This is a genomic window from Nocardia vinacea NBRC 16497 (genome assembly GCF_000308835.1).
Taxonomy (GTDB): Bacteria; Actinomycetota; Actinomycetes; order Mycobacteriales; family Mycobacteriaceae; genus Nocardia; species Nocardia vinacea.
On sequence record NZ_BAGN01000041.1, the window covers coordinates 1 to 344 of the forward strand.

Here is a 344-nt window from a genome sequence, read left to right on the forward strand (position 1 = left end):
GGTTCGGCGGTCAATCAGGACGGTGCGTCCAACGGGTTGACCGCCCCCAACGGTCCTTCCCAGCAGCGGGTGATCCGCCGCGCGTTGGCCAACGCCGGTCTTTCGCCCGATCTGATCGATGTGGTTGAGGCTCACGGCACCGGCACCACCCTCGGTGACCCGATCGAGGCCCAAGCCCTGCTGGCCACCTACGGGCAAAACCGTGAACCCGACCGGCCCTTGTGGCTGGGGTCGCTGAAATCGAATATCGGCCACGCCCAGGCCGCCGCCGGTGTGGCCGGGGTGATCAAAATGATCGAGGCGATGCGCCACGAGACACTGCCGAAAACCTTGCACGTCGACAC

The 344-nt window shown here is 66.0% G+C and carries 1 pseudogene; it reads left to right on the forward strand.

The features are described from left to right. Positions 1 to 344, forward strand: a pseudogene (locus ON44_RS04795) (type I polyketide synthase); the annotation flags it as partial.